Annotated in this window: 16 protein-coding genes; 8 read left to right on the plus strand and 8 right to left on the minus strand. The window is 71.0% G+C overall.

The features are described 5' to 3' along the window. Together ACSDR0_RS35545 and ACSDR0_RS35550 are read right to left on the minus strand one after the other, a co-directional pair. Positions 1 to 414, minus strand: a 414-nt coding sequence (locus ACSDR0_RS35545) for a DUF4158 domain-containing protein (RefSeq protein ID WP_435293389.1), incomplete at its 3' end; no start/stop codon positions are given. Next, positions 305 to 2,191 (minus strand): hypothetical protein, encoded by a 1,887-nt coding sequence (locus tag ACSDR0_RS35550; RefSeq protein ID WP_435293324.1) that lies wholly within the window; start codon positions 2,189 to 2,191, stop codon positions 305 to 307. The genes ACSDR0_RS35550 and ACSDR0_RS35545, both read right to left, overlap by 110 nt. Before the next feature lie 450 nt (positions 2,192 to 2,641). Between ACSDR0_RS35550 and ACSDR0_RS35555 the strand changes: the two genes are divergently transcribed. The 7 genes from ACSDR0_RS35555 (at position 2,642) to ACSDR0_RS35585 (ending at position 10,298) form a co-directional block, all read left to right on the plus strand. Beyond that, positions 2,642 to 3,838, plus strand: a complete 1,197-nt coding sequence (locus tag ACSDR0_RS35555; RefSeq protein ID WP_435293325.1) for a sensor histidine kinase — start codon at positions 2,642 to 2,644, stop codon at positions 3,836 to 3,838. A 104-nt stretch (positions 3,839 to 3,942) separates the two neighbouring features. Further along, positions 3,943 to 4,704, plus strand: coding sequence for a LytR/AlgR family response regulator transcription factor (locus tag ACSDR0_RS35560; RefSeq protein WP_435293326.1), 762 nt, complete (start codon positions 3,943 to 3,945; stop codon positions 4,702 to 4,704). Beyond that, the gene (locus ACSDR0_RS35565; protein ID WP_435293327.1) at positions 4,701 to 5,240 is read left to right on the plus strand and encodes a hypothetical protein; all 540 of its coding nucleotides are present in this window, start codon (positions 4,701 to 4,703) and stop codon (positions 5,238 to 5,240) included. The genes ACSDR0_RS35560 and ACSDR0_RS35565 overlap by 4 nt, the downstream gene beginning before the upstream one ends. 102 nt (positions 5,241 to 5,342) lie before the next feature. Further along, entirely contained in the window at positions 5,343 to 6,842 is a 1,500-nt protein-coding gene (locus ACSDR0_RS35570) for a cation acetate symporter (RefSeq protein ID WP_435293328.1), read from the plus strand. Between the two features lie 168 nt (positions 6,843 to 7,010). Beyond that, positions 7,011 to 8,255, plus strand: a complete 1,245-nt coding sequence (locus ACSDR0_RS35575) for an MFS transporter (protein WP_435293329.1) — start codon at positions 7,011 to 7,013, stop codon at positions 8,253 to 8,255. A 106-nt stretch (positions 8,256 to 8,361) separates the two neighbouring features. Further along, complete coding sequence (locus ACSDR0_RS35580; RefSeq protein ID WP_435293330.1) at positions 8,362 to 8,691, plus strand: DUF485 domain-containing protein; 330 nt, start codon at positions 8,362 to 8,364, stop codon at positions 8,689 to 8,691. Then, positions 8,688 to 10,298 carry a solute symporter family protein gene (locus ACSDR0_RS35585; protein ID WP_435293331.1) on the plus strand — a complete coding sequence of 537 codons (1,611 nt, stop codon included), beginning with the start codon at positions 8,688 to 8,690 and terminating at the stop codon, positions 10,296 to 10,298. The genes ACSDR0_RS35580 and ACSDR0_RS35585 overlap by 4 nt, the downstream gene beginning before the upstream one ends. A gap of 130 nt (positions 10,299 to 10,428) precedes the next feature. On the opposite strand, the gene ACSDR0_RS35590 is transcribed toward ACSDR0_RS35585, so the two are convergent. Then, positions 10,429 to 11,352 carry an aldo/keto reductase gene (locus tag ACSDR0_RS35590; RefSeq protein WP_435293332.1) on the minus strand — a complete coding sequence of 308 codons (924 nt, stop codon included), beginning with the start codon at positions 11,350 to 11,352 and terminating at the stop codon, positions 10,429 to 10,431. 299 nt (positions 11,353 to 11,651) lie between these two features. Between ACSDR0_RS35590 and ACSDR0_RS35595 the strand changes: the two genes are divergently transcribed. Continuing rightward, positions 11,652 to 13,025: an NADP-dependent succinic semialdehyde dehydrogenase gene (locus ACSDR0_RS35595; RefSeq protein WP_435293333.1), complete on the plus strand. Its 1,374-nt coding sequence runs from the start codon at positions 11,652 to 11,654 to the stop codon at positions 13,023 to 13,025. Between the two features lie 92 nt (positions 13,026 to 13,117). Here ACSDR0_RS35595 and ACSDR0_RS35600 read toward each other — a convergent pair whose 3' ends face one another. From ACSDR0_RS35600 to ACSDR0_RS35620, 5 genes are all read right to left on the minus strand, one after another. Continuing rightward, on the minus strand, positions 13,118 to 14,629 hold the full coding sequence (locus ACSDR0_RS35600) for a WS/DGAT/MGAT family O-acyltransferase (RefSeq protein ID WP_435293334.1): 1,512 nt from the start codon (positions 14,627 to 14,629) through the stop codon (positions 13,118 to 13,120). A gap of 326 nt (positions 14,630 to 14,955) precedes the next feature. Next, positions 14,956 to 16,641 carry a DNA polymerase/3'-5' exonuclease PolX gene (polX, locus tag ACSDR0_RS35605; RefSeq protein ID WP_435293335.1) on the minus strand — a complete coding sequence of 562 codons (1,686 nt, stop codon included), beginning with the start codon at positions 16,639 to 16,641 and terminating at the stop codon, positions 14,956 to 14,958. A gap of 95 nt (positions 16,642 to 16,736) precedes the next feature. Beyond that, positions 16,737 to 17,612: a PmoA family protein gene (locus ACSDR0_RS35610; protein WP_435293336.1), complete on the minus strand. Its 876-nt coding sequence runs from the start codon at positions 17,610 to 17,612 to the stop codon at positions 16,737 to 16,739. 100 nt (positions 17,613 to 17,712) lie between these two features. After that, positions 17,713 to 18,984 carry a glycoside hydrolase family 30 protein gene (locus tag ACSDR0_RS35615; RefSeq protein ID WP_435293337.1) on the minus strand — a complete coding sequence of 424 codons (1,272 nt, stop codon included), beginning with the start codon at positions 18,982 to 18,984 and terminating at the stop codon, positions 17,713 to 17,715. 373 nt (positions 18,985 to 19,357) lie between these two features. Beyond that, positions 19,358 to 20,368 (minus strand): LacI family DNA-binding transcriptional regulator, encoded by a 1,011-nt coding sequence (locus ACSDR0_RS35620; protein WP_435293338.1) that lies wholly within the window; start codon positions 20,366 to 20,368, stop codon positions 19,358 to 19,360. Between the last annotated feature and the right edge of the window lie 126 nt (positions 20,369 to 20,494).

Below are 20,494 nucleotides of genomic sequence, written 5' to 3' on the forward strand. Positions count from 1 at the left end.
GGCCTGCCGTAGCGCCGTCCCGATGATTCGCCGGATCCGGTCCCGGGCCGGCGGCTCGATCCGCTCTTCCCGCAGATACGCCAGCAGCTCGGCGCGAACCCGGTCGACCTGCCGCTCCTTCTCACACACCTCCGCGGCAAGCCACGCCGCGGCCTTGTCGGAATCGGTGAGCGAGCATTCCCGGAACCCGAAGTACTTCCGGATGTCCTTACGGTGATCCTTGATCGTCCGGCCATCCCCCTCATACAGCCCCAACTCTGCAGCGGGCACGTCCACCAGCCGGGCGACGTAGGCAACGGCCTGATCAGGGAACTCCGCCCGGCCCGTCGGGAACCGGCCGTTCAGCGCGTAGAACCGCAGAAGCAGCGCGAACCCGAGCTTCGTCGCGCCCCGCCGGCCCGACAGCTGATCCAGCTCGTCCCCGACCGGCGTCCAGTTCCCAACGAGCTCGTTCTCGTCCAGCACACGCGCCACGCGGCATCCGGCTCTCTCGCGAAGCGGTCAGCCAAGCCGCCGCATACCCCACGAATCCTGGCCGCAGCCGATCATCTACGTCGGGCGATCCCAGAAAGATCCCGTAACGGTCCGTCAATGGCATCGCTGACCTGGGCGAACTTAATCGCGCGTACCTGGCTGCACGAGTGGTCTCGTCCTGGGTGAAGTGGCCCAGATGGGTGCCGGGCAGCGCCTCGTACAGATCGATCTCGGTCTGCACCGGCCAGCGCTCGACACCGCGGTCGAGCAGGTAGGTCTCCAGCGTGCCGCCGTCCGACCATGGCACGCAGCGGGCCAGTTGCCGGCTGACCGGTACCAGGAAGGTGCGGGTGTACCGTCGGAACCGGAAGCGTGGCCGGGCCGCCCTGGGCATCAGCACCCAGACACCACCCTCCCCGGCGGTCTCCCGCTCCGGAAGGTCGGGGCGCAGCAGCTGGTCGGGCAGGTAGGCTGCGGCCGCCTCCGCGAACGCCTCCTGTAGTGCGGCGTCGAGTTGCAGCTCGTCTTCGAACGCACTGGGCGGCAGCTCCAGCAGCCGCAGGACCGTGCTTTCGACCGTCGAGGCGAGCGCTTCGCCGGCGAGCGCACGTTCTTGGTCGGCCGGCACCTCGAAGCCGAGCGTGCGCAGCCCGACGTCGACGATCGGCCGTGAGATCGTCCGTGCCGCGTCCGCCCCAACGAGGCCTTTAATGAGCCTGGCGATGCGGTTGGCGATGAAGCGGACGATCTTGTCCCGGCCGATCAGTGAGATGCCGAGCTTGATCAGCGGGCGTGCGGCCAGCGCGGCGGGGATGAACTGCTCGATCTCGGTGGCAGGCGGGGTACCGGTCGGCAGGTCGGTGAGCTGCTGCACCAGGCGCGCGGGCATCGTCGAGATTGGCGAGCCGATCGGGGCCCTCGCCGTCGGTCCCAGCCTCCATCTCGGCCGCCTCGAAGACCTCATCGAGCGTGTCCGGGGCGAGCAGCAGCGTGGCCATCTCCAGATCGAACTCCGCAGACAGGCCGGAGACCGGTTCGGTGCCGACCTGTGCCTCGCCCCCTCGTCCAGGCCCAGCTTCGCGGCCAGCGTCCTGGCTATCGGGCGGGTCACGGGCGGCAGCTTGTTCAGCGCCGCTGTGAGCACGCGTCGCAGCAGCGGCCGTACCAGGGCCTTGAGCTTGTTCAGCAGGAGTCCAACCGGCAGCACCCGACCGACAGCGGCGGCGCCCTTGCGGGCCACGGCGACCGCGCCTTTGATCAGCTTCTTCGCCTTCCTGGCAAGGCCACCGAGGAACTCGTCGAACCCTTCAGAGCCGAGCAGTGGAGCCTCCCCCGCCGAGGCCAGGAACGTTTCAAGATCGGAGTTGGTCATCGCGTGGAGGTCGACAGCCGAAAGGCTCTCCGAGAGCCCGTCGATAGCCCGCTCGGACGCGGCGGCGAGGGGAGCGAGCCACTCTTCGAGGGCGGCCCGGGAGTCCGCTTCAGCCGGCGCGGCCGACCAGGCTCCCTGCTCGACGAGGTGCCGCGCGGCCACCTCGTCGACGAGGTGTTCGAGCGCGTCGGCGAAGTCCTCGTCCTGCAGTGTGTCGAGCAGCTCCGCCGCCGCCTCCTCCGCCCGGTCGAGCGGCTCGCCCGTCAATCCGGTGCCGAAGGGCGACTCGAGCAAGCCGACGCCGACCGGTGCCACCTCGGTGTGGTTCACCTCCGGCACGTACATGCCCGCGAACGGCGAGTAATGTCCCACCGCGTCGGCGCTCTCCCCGGCGTACCCGCCGAATAGCCCGGTCATCCCGCTCCCCTGATTGCCTCGGATGGGGCGAGTCTGATGGGCGCGTGTATGCCTTGGCGTCAACGGTGCATATGCGTCGCCGTTTCGGCACCCTTCTCCCGAATGTGGCCCCAGCCGTCAACTAGCGACGCGGTCCTGTCCGCAGAGGTGCCGAGCTGGGGTTTTGCCTCTCAGCCGTGCGTGTCCTCAAAAGTCGTAACCGTCTCCACTTCCGAGAACACGATCCTCTCCGAAGCCAGGTGACCTACGCAGATCGGCTTACTTTGGGGCTAGGGACACGTTCGGGAGGAGGCCGTTTCGCGGTGAAGGTCCCGGTATGATCTCGCACGATCTCCATCGTCGAGGCGCGATCGTGGCCGGGCGTATAAGGTCCGGAGCGTGGAACCCCTCGTCGCCGCGCTGGTGGTCGCCGTCCTGGTCGGCGTGCCCGCCCTGGTGCTGTGGCGGGTGCTGCGCGGGCGCAGGGAGCTGGGCAGCAGTCCCGCGGAGCGGGCCACGTTCGAGACCCTGCACACCGCCTCCCTGGCCGCGCCGCCGCTGCGGGCGGGGCTGACCGAGGCGGGGGCGCAGAAGGCGTCGCGGCACCTGCGGGAGCTGCTGGGCTCCCCGGCGCTGGCGATCACCGACGAGGAGCGGTTGCTGGTCTACGACGGCGAGGGCGACCACCACGCCCGCGAGGTGTTCGCGCACGCCGCCAAGACGCTCGCCGGGGGCCGGACCCGCGTCCTGGGCCCCGAGGTCGTCTCGTGCGACCTTCCCGAGTGCCCGATCAGGTTCGCCGTGGTGGTGCCGCTCACCACCGACGGCAGGGTGGTGGGCTCCCTCGCCGCGTACGGCGGGCACGCCTCCGCGGGTCTGGTCAGGGCGGCCCACGAGGTCGCCAACTGGGTCGACTCGCAGCTGGAGCTGGCCGAGCTCGACCGGTCGAGGACGCGCCTGATGGAGGCGGAGGTCCGGGCGCTGCGCGCGCAGATCTCCCCGCACTTCATCTACAACTCGTTGACGACCATCGCCAGCTTCGTCCGTTCCGACCCCGACCGCTCGCGCGAGCTGCTGCTGGAGTTCGCCGACTTCACCCGCTACTCCTTCCGGCGGCACGGGGAGTTCACCACCCTGGCCGAGGAGCTGCGTTCCATCGACCGCTACCTCACCCTGGAACGGGCCCGCTTCGGCGAGCAGCTCCAGGTGACGCTGCGCATCGCCCCGGAGGTGCTCGCGGTCGCGGTGCCGTTCCTGTGCCTGCAGCCCCTGGTGGAGAACGCGGTCCAGCACGGGCTGGAGAGCAAGCCCGGGGTCGGGCGCATCTCGATCATCGCCGAGGACGCCGGGGCCGAGTGCCGGATCAGCGTGGAGGACGACGGCGTCGGCATGGAGCCCGACCGCCTGCGCCGCATCCTGGCCGGTGACGCCGACGAGCGCTCGGGGGCGGGGGGAGTGGGCCTGGTCAACGTGGACGAGCGGTTGCGCCAGGTCTACGGTGACGAGTACGGCCTGGTGGCGGAGACGGCCAAGGGGGCTGGAACGAAGGTCAGCGTCCGCCTGCCCAAGTACCATCCGGGTGTTTCCGCCCGTTGAGCCCGTGCCCGGTCCGCACCTTCCCCCATACCAAAAAGTTGACAGGCGATGTCTGATTCATCACCCTCTAGAAATTCCCTCGTGAACGACCTGGAGGAGTGACCGTGACCGGCCTGCGCGTCCTTGCGGTGGACGATGAGCTTCCCGCGCTGGAGGACCTGGCCTACCTGCTCCGCGACGATCCCCGTATCGGAGAGGTCTCCCTGGCCAGGGACGGGGCCGCCGCGCTGCGCGTTCTGGACCGGGCGATCGCCGACGGGCGGCCGATCGACGCGGTCTTCCTCGACATCCGGATGCGCGGCCTGGACGGGGTGGTGCTCGGCCGCCTGCTCTCGCAGTTCGCCAACCCGCCCCGGGTGGTCTTCGTGACGGCCTACGAGGAGCACGCGGTCGACGCCTTCGAGATCAAGGCCGAGGACTACCTGCTCAAGCCGGTACGGCCGGAGCGGCTGGCCGAGGCGATCCGCAGGGTGTTCGTCTCCGCGGAGCTGCCGGAGATCGAGGGCTCCGGCCGCGCCGACCCCGACACCATCCCGGTGGAGCTCGGCGGTGTCACCCGGTTCGTGGCCAGCACCGAGGTCCGGTACGTGGAGGCGCAGGGCGACTACGCCCGCCTGCACACCGCGGGCGGCAGCCACCTCGTGCGCATCTCGCTGGCCACGCTGGAGGAGCGCTGGTCCTCCGCGGGGTTCGTCCGGGTGCATCGCAGCCACCTGGTCGCGGTCAAGCACATCGACGAGCTGCACATCGACTCGGGGCGGTGCGTGGTCCGCATCGGCGAGACCGAGATCCCGGTCAGCCGCCGCCACACCCGCGAGCTGCGCGATCTCCTGGTCCGCAGGGCGCGCAGGGGCAGGTCCGAATGAGCCGTGACCCCGGGCCGGGGGAGGGGACCGAGCCGCGCCGGTGGATCGGTGACCGGTCGCGCGGGGAATCGGAGCGGCCGCGCAAGGACGCCGACCGGCCCCGTAAAGACGAGCGGCCGCGTAAGGACGACCGGTCGCGCAAGGACGCCGAGCGGCCGCGCAGGGACGAGCGCCCGCGGCGCGAGGTGGTGACCAGTCCCCGCACCATGGCCCCCCGCCACCCCCGTTACCCGGTCACCCGCGAGATCGACGAGCAGACCCGCCTGGGCGAGGTCTACATGCGCTCGCTGGTCCGTACCCAGTTCCGCCTGGCCCTGTTCGTCTGCACGGTGCTGGGGTGCGTGGTGGTGGGACTGCCCCTGATGTTCCTGCTGATGCCGGAGCTGCGCGCGGTCCACCTGGTGGGGATCCCGCTGCCCTGGGCGGTGCTGGGCGGCCTGATCTACCCGGCGTTCGTGATCGGGGCCTGGCTCTACGTCCGGCAGGCGGAACGGAACGAGCGCCATTTCGCCGAGCTGGTGGACAGGGCCCGTTGACCAGGCGACGGATCGTCCCGGGACCGGAGCGCGAGATCCCCAGGTCTTCGCGCCGGGAGACGGCATGAGAGATGTCATGGAAGGCGTCATGGGAGGCGTCGGATGAGCACCGCGTACGGTGTGACGGCGGTCGTGCTGGTGGTGCTGGCGGCGGTGCTGATCGGCGCGTTCGGGATCAGGCTGTCGCGGACCACCTCCGACTTCTACGTCGCCTCCCGCACGGTCTCCCCGCTGTGGAACGCCTCCGCCATCGGCGGGGAGTACCTGTCGGCGGCGAGCTTCCTGGGCATCGCCGGGCTGATCCTCACCTACGGCGCCGACATGCTGTGGCTGCCGGTCGGCTGGACGGGCGGCTATCTGGTGCTGCTCGTGCTGGTCTCCGCGCCGCTGCGCCGCTCGGGCGCGTACACGCTGCCCGACTTCGCCGAGGCGCGGCTGGAGTCGATGGCCGTGCGGCGGATGGCCGGGGTGCTGGTCGTGCTGATCGGCTGGCTGTATCTGATGCCGCAGTTCCAGAGCGCGGGCCTGGTCCTGCGGGCCATCACCGGAGCCCCCGAGTGGGCGGGGGGCCTGCTGGTGGCGGCCGTGGTCGCGGTGAACGTCATGTCCGGCGGCATGCGGTCGATCACGTTCGTGCAGGCCTTCCAGTACTGGCTGAAGCTCACCGCCCTGGCCGTGCCGCTGGTGTTCCTGCTGCTGGCGTGGCGCAGCGGCGGCTCGCCGGGGCTGAGCGCGCAGGACGCGGCCACGTGGGCGCTGCCGCTGTCGACCGGCAGGGAGTACGGCCTCTACTCGACCTACTCGCTGATCCTGGCCACGTTCCTGGGCACCATGGGGTTGCCGCACGTGCTGGTCCGCTTCTACACCAACCCCGACGGCCGGGCGGCGCGCCGTACGACGCTGGTGGTCCTGTCACTGCTCGGCGCCTTCTACCTGCTTCCGGCGGTGTACGGCGCGCTGGGCCGGATCTACGTCCCGGAGCTGGAGGGCAGTGACACGGTGGTGCTGTCGCTGCCAGGACGGCTGATCGGCGGCGTGGCCGGGGACCTGCTGACGGCGCTGGTGACGGCCGGGGCGTTCGCGGCGTTCCTGTCGACCTCCTCGGGGCTGACGGTCTCGGTCGCCGGGGTCATCGGGCAGGACATCCTCAAGGGAGGGGTGCGGTCGTTCCGGGCGGCGGCGGTGCTGGCCGTGATCGTCCCGCTGGGCCTGGCGGCCTTCGCCCGCTCGCTGCCGGTGGCCGACGTCGTCGGCCTGGCGTTCGCGGTGGCGGCCTCCTCCTTCTGCCCGCTGCTGGTGCTGGGCATCTGGTGGCGGCGGCTGACCCCCGCGGGCGCGATGGCCGGGCTGCTCGCCGGTGGCGGCCTGGCCTGCGGCGCGGTCCTGATGACGATCGGCGGGGGGCCGCACACCGGCCTGGTCGGTGCCCTGCTGGCCCAGCCCGCCGCGTGGACGGTGCCGATCGCCTTTCTCGTCATGGTGGTGGTCTCGCTGCTGACGCCGGGGCGCATCCCGCCGAACGTGGCCCGCACGATGGTGCGCCTGCACACCCCCGAGATCCTCAACCTCGACCGGGGTGACTGGCGGCCCCGGTCCTCTTGACGGCTCCGGCGAGCTGTGACGGAATGACGGCTATGGGCCGATATTTCGGTTGTTCTGATTAGATTTGGTACTTGCCGGCTCCGGTGATGAGGCGGTCGCCGAGGTCGGCGACGCCACTGCCGCGCTACCCGGGAGCCGGGCGGCACACCGGCCCGCCGGTCAGTGGTGATGCCGGAGGTCCTGCGCCGGTCCCGGTTCCGGCTCGTCTACTTCGGGATGGCCGTCAGCCTGCTGGGCGACGCCTCGCTGCTCCTGGTGCCCGGCATCCTGGCCAAGAGCCTCACCGGCTCCGACGCCGCCGCCGGTCTGACCCTGTTCTTCTTCACCCTGCCGCTGTGCCTCTCGCCCTTCTTCGGTTACCTGATCGACCGGGTGGATCGCAGGAGGCTCCTGGTCGTCACCTGCGTGCTGTCGGGAATCTCGCTCGCCCCGCTGATCGCGGTCACCGGGCAGGACACGGTCTGGCTGATCTACCCGGTGTCCGCGGCCATGGGCTGCTCGTACGCGGTGATCTTCTCCGCGCTCGGCGGGCTGCTCAAGGCCATCCTGCCCGAGCACCTGCTGGCCGAGGCCAACGGCGCCCTGCACACCACCCGGCAGGGGCTGCGCCTGTTCGGGCCGCTGCTGGGCGTGGCCGTCTACACCGGCTTCGGGATCGGCGCGCTCGTGCTGTTCGACATGATCACCTTCCTGGTCGCCGCGGGGGTCTTCGCGATGCTCCCCGCGCCGGGGCCCCTTCCGCCCGTCTCGCCGGCCCCCTCGGGGCGCCGGCGCGAGGAGTTCTGGGCCGGGGCCCGCCACCTCGCCGCCGACCCGCCGCTGCGGCGCGCGGCCGTGGCGCTCTGCCTGATGTTCGCGCTGGCCGGGGCCACCGAATCGCTGATCTTCGCGGTGATCGAGCACGGTCTCGCCAGGTCGCCGGAGTTCACCGCGTTCACCTCGACCGCCATGGGCCTCGGAGCGGTGGCCGGGGGGCTGCGGAGTTCCACGGTGATCGCGCGCCGGGGCGAGCTGTTCGCGATCGGCACGGGCATCTGCCTGTACGGCGTGGCGGTCATCTGCTGGATGGTCCCCGTGGAGACGATCGTGCTGGGGGCGATGGCGGTGGCGGGCGCCGGGCTGACCCTGGAGGGGGTGGCCAGGACGACCCTGCTGCAGCGCCGCAGCCCGGGCCACCTCGTCGGCCGGGTCTCCACCGCCTTCGAGTCCCTGGCCGGGTTCGCCCAGCTGCTGTCACTGCTCGCGGGCGCCGTGCTGGTGTCGCTCGTCGACTATCGCCTTCTGCTGGCGGTGGTCGGCCTGGTGGTCTGCTGCGCCGGGGTGTACGCCCTCAGGGGCGGGCCGTGGTCGGTCCCCGCGGGGAACCGTTCGTCGTGCGAGACAGACCTTTCACCGCAAGCCCGACCCAACTGAACGCGACTCGGCGGCGCCTCGGCGAAGAGTCCGCGTATGGGTCTCCTCCGAGGGTAGCGTCCACCCCTACGTTGTCCGTGATCCAGATCACATTTTGGGAGGTCCCGTGACCGCCAGGCAACATGATTCATCGGTCTACGAAGAAATTCAGGCCAACGACCAGTTCCAGGAGTTGAAGAGGCGTTTCCGGGCCTGGGCGTTCCCGATGACCGCGGCGTTCCTCGCGTGGTACCTGCTGTACGTCGTCCTGTCGGGCTGGGCGCGCGACTTCATGGGCACGAAGGTTTTTGGCAACATCAACGTGGCGCTGATCTTCGGTCTGCTCCAGTTCGTGTCGACGTTCGGCATCGCCTGGGCCTACTCCCGTTTCGCCGAGAAGAAGCTCGATCCGCTGGCTGACGAGATCCGCCACGGAGTCGAGGGGAAGACCGAATGAGCCACCAGACCCTCTCCACGATCCTGTTCCTGCTCTTCGTCGCGGGAACGCTGGGCATCACCTTCTGGGCCAGTCGCAACACCAAGGACGCCACCGACTACTACGCCGGTGGCCGGTCCTTCAGCGGTGTGCAGAACGGCCTCGCCATCGGCGGCGACTACATGTCGGCCGCGAGCTTCCTGGGCATCGCCGGAATCATCGCCCTGTCGGGCTACGACGGCTTCCTGTACTCCATCGGCTTCCTGGTCGCCTGGCTGGTGGCGCTGCTGCTGGTCGCCGAGCTGATGCGTAACTCCGGCAAGTTCACCATGGCCGACGTGCTGGCCTTCCGGATGAGCCCCCGCCCGGTCCGTACGGCGGCGGGCGTCTCCACCATCACGGTGTCGATCTTCTATCTGCTGGCCCAGATGGTCGGCGCGGGCGCGCTGGTCGGCCTGCTGCTCGGCGTCACCTCGCCGACGGGCAAGGCCCTCACGATCGTCGGCGTCGGCATCCTGATGATCGTCTACGTGGTCGTCGGCGGCATGAAGGGCACCACCTGGGTGCAGATCGTCAAGGCCGTGCTGCTCATGAGCGGCGCGACCCTGGTCACCCTGCTGGTGCTCGGCCACTACGGCTTCAACCTGTCCGGCCTGCTCGGCGACGCCGCCACCCAGAGCGGCAAGGGCGCGGCCTTCCTGGAGCCGGGCCTGAAGTACGGCACCGAGGCGCAGGGCCTCGCGGGCAAGATCGACCTGATCAGCCTGGGCCTGGCGCTCGTCCTGGGCACCGCCGGCCTGCCGCACATCCTGATCCGCTTCTACACGGTCCCCACCGCGAGGGAGGCCCGCAAGTCGGTCCTGTGGGGCATCGGCATCATCGGCACCTTCTACCTGCTCACCCTCGTGCTCGGCTTCGGCGCGGCGGCGCTGGTCGGCGGCAAGGCGATCCTGGCGCAGGACAAGGCGGGCAACACGGCGGCGCCGATGCTCGCGGAGGCGGTCGGCAAGGCCATCTTCGGCGACGTGGGCGGCACCATCCTGCTCGCCATCATCGCGGCGGTCGCCTTCGCCACGATCCTGGCGGTCGTCGCCGGTCTGACGCTGGCGTCGAGCTCCTCCTTCGCCCACGACCTGTACGCGCACGTGTTCAAGCGCGGCAACGTCACCGACAAGGAGGAGATCCTGGTCGCCAGGATCTCGGCGTTCGTCATCGGCGCGGTCGCCATCGGGCTCGGCATCCTCGCCCAGGGCCAGAACGTGGCCTTCCTGGTCGCGCTCGCCTTCGCCGTGGCGGCCTCGGGCAACCTGCCCGCGATCCTCTACAGCCTGTTCTGGAAGAAGTTCAACACGGCGGGCGCGGTCTCGGCCATCTACGGCGGCCTGGTCTCGGCGCTGCTCCTGGTGGTCTTCTCGCCGGTCGTCTCCGGCAGCGCCACCGCGCTGTTCCCCGACGCGAACTTCGCCTGGTTCCCGCTGAGCAACCCCGGCATCGTCTCGATCCCGATCGGCTTCCTGGCCGGGTTCATCGGTGCCCGCCTCAGCAAGGAGTACAGCGCCGAGAAGTACGCGGAGATCGAGGTCCGCTCGCTCACCGGCATCGGTGCCGAGAAGTCCACCCCGCACTAAAGCCCGTACCGACCCCCCGTACACCTCGTACGGAAGTACGGGAATCCGGGGCCCGGCCGCGTCGCGGCCGGGCCCCGTCGTCATGCGCGTCCGGCGGGCCCCGGGTCACCCCTCGGCCCGCCGGACGTCCCTAGCGGGACGCCTCGTCCAGCAGGGCCAGCTCGTCCTGCGACAGCGTCAGGTCGGCGACCGCGAGCAGCGGCCGGAGCTGCTCGACGTTGCGGGCGCTGGCGATCGGCGCGGCCACCGTGGGCTGGGCGGCCAGCCAGGCGAGCGCGACGGTGGCCGGGACGGCGTCGTGGGCGGCGGCCACCTTGTCCAGGGCGTCGAGCACCCGCGGGCCGCGCTCCGAGGTCAGGTATTCCGCCGCCTTGCCCGCGCGCGGGCTGTCCACCGTGACCCCCGGCCGGTACTTGCCGGTCAGGAAACCGCGGGCGAGGCCGAAGTAGGGGGTGCTGGTCAGCCCCGCCTCGGCCACCACGTCGCGCAGCGCGCCCTCGTAGTCGCGCTCGATGAGGTTGTAGTGCTGCTGCAGCACCCCGTACCGCGCCAGACCGGCCCCTTCGGAGATCGCCAGCGCCTCCGCGAGCCGCTTGGCGCTGTAGTTCGAGGCGCCGATGTTGCGGACCTTGCCCTCGGCGACCAGCTCGTCGAACGCGCCGAGGGTCTCCTCCAGAGGGGTGGCCGCGTCGTCGATGTGGGCCCAGTACAGGTCGATGTAGTCCGTACGGAGCCGCCGGAGCGAGTCCTCGGCCGCCGCGCGGATGTTGGTCGCCGACAGCCCGGTGCGGCCGCTCAGAGCGCCCACCTTGGTCGCCACCACGATCCGGTCGCGGTTGCGGCGCGAGGCCATCCACTCGCCGATCACGGTCTCCGACTCCCCGCCGGCGTGCCCGGGAGCCCACGCGGAGTAGGAGTCCGCGGTGTCGATGAGGTTTCCGCCCGCCTCCGCGTAGGCGTCCAGGACGGCGAAGGAGTCGTCCCGATCGGCTGTCCAGCCGAATACGTTGCCGCCGAGACAGAGAGGGAACAGGTTCAGCTCAGAAAAGCTCATGGGTCAACTCTATTTCTTGACCATTGAGGCGCCTCCCGCGGCCAAGGCCGGGATTCCGGCGGACCCGAGGGGCGCCGTCGCGGCGGTCCGCGCCGCCGTCGCCCGGCGGCCGGCCTTTTCCGCGCCGGGGGGTGATCGTCGGTATCCCGTGGGCCCGGATCTCCTTATATCGCCCTGACCAGGGCGGATACCTGATGGAAGGGGGCATAAGGGGAAGAGGGGAAGGCCGTCCGGGCGCTGTGCCGTCCGGCGGCGACGTTTCCCCAGGAGGTGGCGGCGGCGATTCTCCGGGAGGACCGATGGCGATCGCGACGATCAACCCGGCCACGGGCGAGACCCTCAGGACTTTCGAACCGATCGGCGACGGCGAGGTGGATCGGCGGGTGGCCCTCGCAGCCTCGGCGTTCCGTGACTACCGGACGGTCGACTTCAAGCAGAGGGCGGCCTGGATGCACGCCGCCGCAGGCCTGCTGCGGGCCGAGCGGGACCGGGTGACGCGGCTGGTGACCACGGAGATGGGCAAGACGCTGGCGGCCGCCCGCTGCGAGGTGGACATGTGCGTGCGGGAGATGCGTTTCTTCGCCGACCACTCCGAGGAGTTCCTGGCGGACGCGTCGGTGGACGGGCCCGCCGTGGGCGCGCGGCAGGCGTACGCGCGCTACCAGCCGCTGGGCCCGGTCCTCGGGGTCATGCCGTGGAACTTCCCCCTCTGGCAGGTGATCCGGTTCGCCGCGCCCGCGTTGATGGCCGGCAACGTCTGCCTGCTCAAGCACGCGCCGAACGTGCCCCAGACGGCGCTGCACCTGGACGGCCTGTTCGCCAGGGCCGGGTTCCCCGGCGGGTGCGTGCAGGTCCTGCTGATCGAGCCCGAGCAGGTCGAGCCGCTGCTGCGCGACCGGCGCGTGGTGGCCGCCACCCTCACCGGATCCGAGGCGGCGGGCCGTTCGATCGCCGCGGTCGCGGGCTGGGAGATCAAGAAGACCGTCCTGGAACTGGGCGGCTCCGACCCCTACGTCGTCATGCCCTCCGCCGACCTGGGCGAGGCCGCCGCCGTCGGGGTCACCTCGCGGGTGCAGAACAACGGCCAGTCCTGCTTCGCGGCCAAGCGGTTCATCGTGCACGACGAGGTCTACGACGACTTCGCCGGGCTGTTCGTGGCGCTCATGGAGTCGCTGCGGCTGGGCGACCCCGCCGACGAGGCGACCGACGTGGGACCGCTCGCCACCCGGCGGGGCCGTGACCACGTCGAGTCGCAGGTCGCCAACGCCGCGGGGTGCGGCGCTCGGGTGCTCTGCGGGGGAGTGAGCCCGGACATGCCCGGCTGGTTCTACGAACCGACCGTGATCACCGGCGTCACCCCCGAGATGCGCGTGTTCCACGAGGAGGTCTTCGGGCCGGTGGCCGCGCTGTACCGGGTCGCCGACATCGACGAGGCGATCGCCCTGGCCAACGCGACCCCCTTCGGCCTCGGCGCCGCCGCCTGGACCGACGACGTGGCGGAGCGGGAACGTCTCGTCTCCGAGATCGAGGCCGGGATGGTGTACGTCAACGGGATGGTCTCCGCCTACCCGCAGCTGCCGTTCGGCGGTGTCAAGAACTCCGGGTACGGGCGGGAGCTGTCGGCGTACGGCATCCGGGAGTTCTGTAACGCCAAGACCGTCTGGATCGGCTGACCGCCGCCCCGCCGCCGCGCCCGTTTCCAGGCCTTCCGCGCCCGATCTCGGATCGGCACCGTCCCCGCGCCCCCTCGCCTCCCGCGCCGCCCTCAGGCGGACACCATCTCCCTGACCGGCAGGGGCCTCGCCACCGGGTCGAGCCGCCCGGACGGCCCGGAAGGCTCGACCTGCTCCAGCAGCTCGTCCATGGCCTCCCGCAGGTGGCCCATGAGCCGCCACACGTCTGCCACCCGGTCCGCGCAGGACAGGATGCCGAAGTCGAGCGAGCCGTCGTAGGAGAAGCAGGTGATGTTGACCCCGCCGCTCACGTCGGTCAGCACCGACATGGGGTGGTAGGCCAGCACCCTGGCCCCGCACAGGTACAGCGGGAGCTGCGGCCCCGGCACGTTCGAGACGATCAGGTTGATCGGCGGCAGCACGATCGAGGCCAGCCGGAACACCGCGGAGGTCGCCAGCGTGGTGACGGCCGAGGGCAGCATCGACGACAGCTCGCCCAGCCAGGCCGCGGGGGCGCCGGCGAAGCGCCGCTTGGCGGTGAGCATCGTCCCCGCCATGACGCGCAGGCGCTCGCGGGGGCAGGCCAGGTCGGTGGGGATCGGGGTGACCATGACGGAGATCTGGTTGCCGACCACGTCCCGCGCGCTCGCGGTGCGGACCGCGACCGGGACCGCGGCGATCAGCGGCCGGTCGGGCAGCGCGTCGCGCTCGCGCAGCCACGCGCGCAGCGCCGAGGCGCACAGCGTCATGACCACGTCGTTGACGCTGGCCCCCGCGCTCCTGGCCACCCGCTTGACGTCCGCGAGCGGGATCGACCCGTAGGAGAAGCGCCGCTCGGCGCCGATCGGGCCGTTGAACGGCGTGCGCGGCGCGGTCAGCATGGGCGGCTCGGACGGTTCCGGCGCCCTTCCCGCGATCATCCGGGTGGCGGCGGCCACCTGCCGGGCCCCGGGCAGGGCCGAGGTCAGCGGCATCGTGTCGAGCTCGGTCGCCATGCGGCCCAGTGAGTACAGGGTCCTGGCGGGCTGGAGCACCGTCCTGGCCACGGCCCCGGCGAGCATGCCGGCCAGGCCGGGGGCGGTGGTCCGCGGCTCGGACTCGGGCCGCTCGACGGAACGGGGTTCGGGCGTGAGGTCCAGCAGCGCCGCGAGCAGCTCCGCCCCCGACACCCCGTCGATGGCGCAGTGGTGGACCTTGGCGTACAGGGCGACCCTGCCGCCGGTCAGGCCGTGGATGAGGTGCATCTCCCACAGCGGGCGGGTCCGGTCGAGATGCCGCTCGTGGAGCCTGGCCACCTTCTCGGCGAGCTGGGCGTCGTCTCCGGGGCCCGCGAGGGTCACCTCGTGGATGTGGCCGGCGACGTCGAGATCGGGGACCTCCGTCCAGTACGGCCGGTCGAGGCCGAACGGCACCGTCGCCAGGCGCAGCCTCAGCGCCGGGGCCAGGTGCAGCCGCTCGCGGAGCAGCCCGACCAGGCGCTCGCGGGTGACGGCTCCGGGGCTGGAGCAGGCGGGGTCGAGGATGGCCAGCCCCGCGACATGGGCCGCCGTGGTCGCCGATTCGGCATGAAGGAACTGCGCGTCGAGCGCGGTCAGCTGGCGCATCGGTCGGGCCTCCTGGCGGAAAGTGGGAGAACACGTATTGCCATCATCACGTCGGCACGTTTCCCTCTCGTTTCCTCCGTAGGACCTCCGGCGTTTCTCGGATGTCTCCCCAGACGAGGCTACGGAGACCCGGTGATCATCGCTCTCCGTAACCTTCCCGTTTCACACGGTAGGTACGCCTTCCAGGTGGGGGCGTCCGGGTGATCCTTTCCAAAGGTGATACTCGCCCATGACGTCCGGAGCCGTCCCCTTCTGTGTATATTTCCTATCGGAAAAATAGGTAATACGCGAGAGGCGACACGCCTCCACCTCGCCCGGCCGTCATCTCAACGGCCGAGGAAGGCCAGCAGCCGCTTCAGGGGCCAGGTGTTGATCACGTCGTCGCCGGTGAGCCAGCCGCGCTGGGCGACGCCGATGCCGAACCGCTGGTTGTCGAGGTGCGGGACCGCGTGGGCGTCGCTGTCGACGGAGAACTTCACACCGTGGTGGTGGGCCAGCCGCACCAGGTCGGCGGGGAGGTCGGAGCGGTCGGGGAAGGAGTCGATCTCCATGGCGGTGCCGGTGCGGGCCGCCGCGCGGAACACCTCCTCCCAGTCGGCGTCCACCGGCGGGCGGATGCCGATCCTGCGGGTGGTCGGGTGGCCGATGATGTGCACGTTGGGGTTTTCGCACGCGGTGACGAACCGCCGGGTCATCTCCGCGCGCGACTGGTTGAAGTGCGAGTGGACGCTGGCCACGCACACGTCGAAGCCCTCCAGCACCTCGGCCGGCCAGTCGACCGAGCCGTCGGGGGCGATGTTCAGCTCGCTGCCGTGCAGCAGCCGCATCTTCGGATATTTTTTCTGCAGCTCGCGGACGCGCTCGCGCTGCTCCAGGGCCTTTTCCAGCTTCATCCGGTGCATCGCCAGGTCGGGCGCGTGGTCGGTCACCGCGTAGTAGGAGTAACCGCGGGCCGCGGCGGCGGCGACCATGTCCTCCAGGGAGGCGATCCCGTCGGTCAGGTCGGTGTGGGTGTGCAGATCACCCTTGAGGTCCTCGACGGTGACCAGTTTGGGCAGCTCGTGCTTGAGCGCGGCGGCGATCTCGCCGCCGTCCTCGCGCAGGGTCGGCGGGATCCACTCCATGCCGACCGCCTCGAAGACCTCCTCCTCGGTCGCGGCCGCGATCACCCGGTCGCCGTCGAACAGGCCGTATTCGGACAGCTTCCAGCCCTTCTTCACGATGATCTCCCGCAGGTGCACGGTGTGCTCCTTGGAACCCGTGAAATACATCATCGCGGCGCCCCACGACTCGGCGGGGACCAGGCGCAGGTCGACCTGGACGCCCTGGGCGGTGCGGATCGAGGTCTTCTTCTCACCGGAGGCGACGACCTCCGCGACGTAGGGCTGCGCCTTGAAGTCGTCCATCAGCGACTCGGGGCCGACCACGAGGACGTCGATGTCGCCGACGGTGTCCTTCATCCGGCGCAGCGACCCGGCGTAGGCGATCCGCTCGGCGCCCGGCAGCGAGGCGATGACCCGCTCCGCCAGGTCCATGGCCGTGCCGGTGTGCATCCTGGCGCTGTGCTCGGCCAGGTGCTCGACACCTTTGAGGAGGTTTTCCACCGTCTTGGCGCCGAAGCCCTTGACGCCGTCGAGGCGCCCCTCCTCGATGGCCTTCACCAGGGCCTCGGGGGAGTCGATGCCCAGCTCCTGGAACAGGAAGACGGCCTTCTTCGGCCCGAGCGAGGACACCCGGGTCAGCCGCCGCACCCCCTGGGGGACCTTCTCCCGCAGGTCGTCGAGCTGCCGGAAGCTGCCCCGCTCCAGGTATTCCTCGACCTTCTTGGCGATCGCCTCGCCCACCCCCGACACGCTCCGCACGGGCACGGCCGTGATGTCGTCGGGGAACCCCGCGATCGCCCTGGCGGCCTTCTGGTAACTGCGGACCCGGAACGCGTCGCCGCCGCTCATCGCGAACAGCTCGGCGTACTCCTCCAGAGCGGCGGCGACGTCGTCGTTAGCTCGTGCCATGCACCCAGCCTAGAAGATCGCACCGACATTTCCAGGGCCGGCCGCCGGGAGAACCGGGCGGCGCGCGCCGCCGCGCCGCCCGGCCGTCCATCTCCTCACGGACCTCGGTCCCGGTCGTGGCCGGCGAGGCCCGGGGAAGCCTCCGGGCACGGGTGTCGCCTGACGTAGGCCTCCAGCCGGGGACGGTCCCACGCGCCGGTGGCCACGACCATCCGGTAGCTCAGGCGCAGCGTCGCGCGGGGTGGCAGGACCAGCTCGCGGTGGAACGCGATGGACGGGTTGACGGCCGCGAACGGCGTCGTGCGGACGAACCAGACGGCGGGCGAGGCGCTCTGGAACAGCAGGGTGGAGGAGCGGTCCACCTCGTCGTGCCGGCCGGTGTAGGCCAGCCAGGCCAACTCCCTGCCCATCATCTCCGGCCCCTCGCCGCTTTCCGCGATCACCCGCCCGTGCTCGAAGGAGCGGGGCCCGCGCCAGAACAGGCCGCAGTACCCGGCCATCGGGCGGCCGTTGGTGGTGGGGCTGCCGAACACCAGGTCCTGCCCGCGCACGTTGGTGATCGCGGTGGACAGCTCCAGCGCCCACGACTCCTCTTGCACGTCCCGTATCCCGAAGGTCCTCACCTCGTCCACCCAGTGCTCGCCGCCCTGGGTGTGCCAGGTCAGGCGCTCCACGCCGGGGGCGAGGAACTCCTCGTGCCGCATGGTCCCGTTGTTGGGCAGGTCCACGTACCCGGCGGCCTCGCGGACGTAGCTGCCGCCCCCCCAGAAGTTCTCCCCCGACAGGTCCGAGACGGTCAGCTGCAGGCCCCGGTGCCAGCGGTGGTCGTGCGGGCGGTAGGCGCTGACCACGTCTCCGGCCAGGGTCCTGATCGGGTGGAAGTACGGCTTGGGCGACTCGAAGACCGGCGTCTCCGGCCGGTGGACGTAGCGCAGGATCTCGACGCCGCGCTCGGCGAAGGTCAGCTCCATGCGCGCCCGCCCGGCCGGATCACCGCGGTCCTCGCGCGGTGGGGGCCCCGGCGGGCGGCCCTTCGGCCTCCGGCCGCCGGGAGGGACGTGACCGGCCGCGTCACCGTACGACGACGGTCGTCAGGGAACGCGGGGCGAGGGTGAGGGTCCTGTCGGGCCGCAGCCCGGGGAGCGGGGTGGCGGCGAGCGAGTGGTCGCCGTCGGTCAGGTAGGCGGTGGCCCGGCCCGGCCGGGTGGTGATCTCGGTGGTGACGGGGACGGTGGCGGTGTTGAGGATCTCGACGACCTCCGAGCCCCCGGCGTTGCGGAAGGCGGTGACCTTCAGCGCCGGGTCGGCCGAGGCGACGGAGAACCGGACCGCGCCGGGGCGGACGAAGCGGCTGTAGGCGGCCAGCGCCCACAGGCGCTTGGAGACGCGGTAGGTCGCGGTGGCCTCGTCGATCTGGATCAGCCCCCGGGTGGCGCCGCGCGAGGCGCCGAACCAGAAGACGTAGCCGTTCGCCCCGCCCAGGGTGAGCGAGTCGTGGATCTGCTGGGCGACCGCGAAGCCGTCGTAGCCGCTGCCGTCGTCCCACGCCTCGTTCCAGGTGGTCCCGTTGGGCGACCACTCCGACATCCACACGGGCCGGTCGGTGGGCAGCGGGCCGTCCACCGGGCTGACGTACGGATGCCCGGCGTGCGTGGCGACCCACCGCCGGGCGACGGGGTCGGCCTCGATGGCGGCGGTGTACTCGCGCTGCTGGGACCAGCCGGCGGCGTCGCAGCAGATCACCCTGAGCCCGGTGCGGGCCGCGGTGGGGCCGAGGACCTTGACGAACTCGGCGGCCTCCTTGGGGGTGAACCGCATCGAGGCGTACGAGACGGTGAGGTCGGGCTCGTTGGTGAACCCGATGTCGGTGATCCTGATGCCCTCCCCGGCGTAGAACTTCGCGTACTGGACCAGGTAGTTCGCGTACGCCTGCCGCCACTCGGGGAGCAGTGTCCCGCCGTTGCTGTCGGAGCCGTTGTCCTTCATGTAGCCGGGGGCGCTCCAGGCGTCGGCGTAGAAGCGGGTCACGCCGTAGCGCCTGGCCTCCTTGGCCAGCCAGACCTGGCCGCCGTCCTCGCCGTCCCAGACGTACCTGGGGGGCGCGGTCGGCCCGCCGGGGTCCTCGGGCTGGATGGAGGCCATCAGGTCGTACGGGCTGCCGGCGGGGGAGGAGCCGATGCCCAGGCGCAGGATGCTGAGCCCGGCTCCCTTCTCGGGGCTGAGCCACAGATCGAGGATCTCCCGCTGTTTGGCGGCGGGCAGCGCGCGGACCAGCTCGTTTCGCCGGAACGCCTGCGAGAAGCCGAAACCGTCGATCCTCTGGAGAGAGGTGTGGTGGTCCACCCTGATTTGGGAAGCGTTTTCCATAGCGACCGGGCCGAATCCGAGGAGGGGGAGCGTGAGGACCGGTACCAGCAGTGCCCTGTGACGTCGAGACATGCGGAAACCCGCTTTCCGAAAGTTTCACAAGATTGCCGAGACATTTCGTGTCAAGTACCGTAAATGTTTCGAGAGCGGCCGTCAACAGCCGTAACGGCGTGGACGGACGAGGAGTTCGCCGCCGGTGCGGGAGGGCCGGCGGCCGGATCCCGGGCCCGAAAGCCGGGGGCCGGGGCACGGGAGCCGGGCGCCCGGGGAGAGGGCGCGAGGGTGCGGGGCGGCGGGTCGTCGCGGTGAGCGCCGCCGGGCACGGCCGGGGGGAGGCCGCCCGGCGGGGTCAGGCGGCCGGCGGGGCGGTGCTGTCACGGACGAGGAGGTCGGTGGCCAGCTCCACCCGCCGGGGCTCGTGCCCGCCCCGGTCGAGGCCGAGCACCATCCGGGTGGCCAGCTCCGCCATCTCCTGCAGCGGCTGGCGCACGGTGGTCAGCGGCGGCCACGCGGAACGTGCCAGCGGCAGGTCGTCGAAGCCCACCACGGACAGGTCGTCGGGGACCCGCAGGCCGCGCTGCCTGGCCGCCTCGAAGACGCCGAACGCCTGCATGTCGCTGCCGGCGAAGATCGCGGTCGGCGGCTCGTCCAGGGACAGCAGGGAGTGGCCGTGGTCGCGGCCCGAGCCGACCAGGAAGTCGCCGTACCTGATGAGCACCGGGTCCACCGCGATCCCCGCGGTCTCCAGCGCCGCCCGGTAGCCGTCGACGCGGGCCCGGCTGCACAGCATGTCGGCGGGGCCGCCGATCATCCCGATCCTGCGGTGGCCCAACTCCAGCAGGTGGCGGGTGGCGGCCAGGCCGCCGTTCCAGTTGGTGGCGCCGACCGAGGCGACCCCGGGCGGCGGCTCGCCCTCCGGGTCCACCACCACGAACGGGATGGACCTGGCGGCCAGCTGGCCGTGCTGGTCGGCGCTGATCCGGGAGCCGACCAGGATGGCCCCGTCGGTGCGCCGGGCGGCGATCCGCTCCACCCAGTCTCTGCCGGGTCCCGCGTGGGTGTGCAGGACCGAGACGACCACCCCGGCGTTGACCTCGCGGGCCGCGGTCTCCACGCCGCGCACCAGCTCCATCGCCCACGGGCTCTCGATCTCGGTGAACACCAGGTCGACCAGGCCGACGGGGGCGTCGCCCTGGCCGGTCCTGCGCCGGTAGCCGTGTTTGTGCAGCAGGCGTTCGATCCGCTGCCTGGTCTCGGACGCGACCTCGGGCCGCCCGTTGATGACTTTCGAGACCGTGGGTGCGGAGACCCCGGCCTCCTCGGCGATCAGGGCGATCGTCACGCGCGGCTTGGTTGGCATGTGGCGAATACTAACTGAAACCTTTCGGAGGCCTTCCAGGGGTGGTGGTCGTCGCTGTTCGGGATCACTACCACGGGGCTATTGACGTGTAACCGCGAGTTTACCTATTCTCCGGATCACGAAATA

Source organism: Streptosporangium sp. G11, assembly GCF_051192615.1.
GTDB lineage: Bacteria > Actinomycetota > Actinomycetes > Streptosporangiales > Streptosporangiaceae > Streptosporangium.

Bases quoted from the DNA above. Each gene is read 5' to 3' on its own strand.
- ACSDR0_RS35600 (WP_435293334.1), bottom strand. From the start codon at position 14,629: ATGCGCCAGCTGACCGCGCTCGACGCGCAGTTCCTTCATGCCGAATCG.
- ACSDR0_RS35585 (WP_435293331.1), top strand. From the start codon at position 8,688: ATGAGCCACCAGACCCTCTCCACGATCCTGTTCCTGCTCTTCGTCGCG.
- ACSDR0_RS35595 (WP_435293333.1), top strand. From the start codon at position 11,652: ATGGCGATCGCGACGATCAACCCGGCCACGGGCGAGACCCTCAGGACT.
- ACSDR0_RS35570 (WP_435293328.1), top strand. From the start codon at position 5,343: ATGAGCACCGCGTACGGTGTGACGGCGGTCGTGCTGGTGGTGCTGGCG.
- ACSDR0_RS35620 (WP_435293338.1), bottom strand. From the start codon at position 20,368: ATGCCAACCAAGCCGCGCGTGACGATCGCCCTGATCGCCGAGGAGGCC.
- polX (WP_435293335.1), bottom strand. From the start codon at position 16,641: ATGGCACGAGCTAACGACGACGTCGCCGCCGCTCTGGAGGAGTACGCC.
- ACSDR0_RS35610 (WP_435293336.1), bottom strand. From the start codon at position 17,612: ATGGAGCTGACCTTCGCCGAGCGCGGCGTCGAGATCCTGCGCTACGTC.
- ACSDR0_RS35590 (WP_435293332.1), bottom strand. From the start codon at position 11,352: ATGAGCTTTTCTGAGCTGAACCTGTTCCCTCTCTGTCTCGGCGGCAAC.
- ACSDR0_RS35550 (WP_435293324.1), bottom strand. From the start codon at position 2,191: ATGTACGTGCCGGAGGTGAACCACACCGAGGTGGCACCGGTCGGCGTC.
- ACSDR0_RS35565 (WP_435293327.1), top strand. From the start codon at position 4,701: ATGAGCCGTGACCCCGGGCCGGGGGAGGGGACCGAGCCGCGCCGGTGG.
- ACSDR0_RS35575 (WP_435293329.1), top strand. From the start codon at position 7,011: ATGCCGGAGGTCCTGCGCCGGTCCCGGTTCCGGCTCGTCTACTTCGGG.